General features: G+C 67.3%; 3 protein-coding genes. 2 read left to right on the top strand and 1 reads right to left on the bottom strand.

Going from position 1 to position 1,006, the window contains the following annotated elements; genetic code table 11:
- On the bottom strand, positions 1-255 hold a 255-nt coding region (locus ACOJVU_RS20690; protein ID WP_421531500.1), incomplete at its 3' end, for a hypothetical protein.
- Between ACOJVU_RS20690 and ACOJVU_RS20685 the strand changes: the two genes are divergently transcribed.
- Positions 233-787 (top strand): PE/PPE C-terminal domain-containing protein, encoded by a 555-nt coding sequence (locus ACOJVU_RS20685; RefSeq protein WP_421531499.1) that lies wholly within the window; start codon positions 233-235, stop codon positions 785-787. The two genes, ACOJVU_RS20690 and ACOJVU_RS20685, sit on opposite strands and share 23 nt — an antisense overlap.
- A gap of 124 nt (positions 788-911) precedes the next feature.
- Positions 912-1,006 (top strand): PPE domain-containing protein (locus tag ACOJVU_RS20680; protein WP_421530580.1); only part of this gene is annotated, 95 nt, incomplete at its 3' end.

Here is a 1,006-nt window from a genome sequence, read left to right as displayed (position 1 = left end):
AACAACCCTCAACCCGCTGACCACCCCCCCGAAGGTCACCACCGACACCGGGCTGACCCAGCAAGCCGCGGCGAGCACCCACGCCACCGCGGCCGCGCTTTCCACCGCGCCCAGCGCCTTGAACGCACTCGCCGCCGGATCCAACTGGTCATCGCTGAGCGCACTGGTCAATTCGTTGGGCTTGAACATCCTGGGCCCCGGGTCGGGAAACAGCACCACCGGACTGGCCGGATTGCTCAATCTGATGTCGGGCAAAGTGGCGACTCCGCTCACGAATGCGTTCAACTCCAGCTTCATTTCCAACGAAATCTTCGCCGGCTATGTCTTTTACCCAGGGTTGTTCTTGAACAACATTGGAGATTTGACGTCCCTCGGCACGCTCTTCGGGCGGGCCATAGCCCCGGGACTGGCGGTAGGATTGACGGCGTCGCAAACCGGCGGCGTCACCCCGACTGTGGGCGGGCTGGGCACGTTGGTCGGCCAACATGCCCTCAGCACCGAGGTCGCCGCCGGTGTCGGCAAAGCCTCCTTGGTCGGGGCGCTGTCGACGCCACGCGGCTGGACCACAGCCGCGCCCGCCGCAGCGATTCGCCTGGCCGCCGCGGAGTCGGGTTCCCCGATGTCGACGCCTGTTTTCGGCATCGGGCCGATGGGGTTGCCGGGCATGCCGATGTCGGGCGCGGGCCGCGGCGGCAGCCCCTCTGCCCCGCATTCCGCTGCTACCCCGCGTTACGGCTTTCGCCTCACCGTGTTGCCTCCCGAGCCGACTGGCAACGCAACCGTATAGAAAGAGGGGATTTAGTGAGCGAGCACACACGCCGTCTCGAGCGTCGTCGGCCAGCCTATGCCGGCCACGATAGGCACCCCCTGCTGAGCCGAGCGCCCCAGGGGATGAGCTGATGGCGTCCCGGCTGGATTTCGGGGTGTTACCCCCGGAGGTCAACTCCGGACTGATGTATGCCGGCCCGGGTCCGCAGCCGCTGACGGCCGCCGCGACGGCCTGGGC

The sequence above is a fragment of the Mycobacterium sp. THU-M104 genome, from assembly GCF_049197365.1.
In the GTDB taxonomy this organism is placed as follows: domain Bacteria; phylum Actinomycetota; class Actinomycetes; order Mycobacteriales; family Mycobacteriaceae; genus Mycobacterium.
Note: the sequence above shows the minus strand (reverse complement) of the source record. Positions and strands in the feature narration are given on the sequence as shown.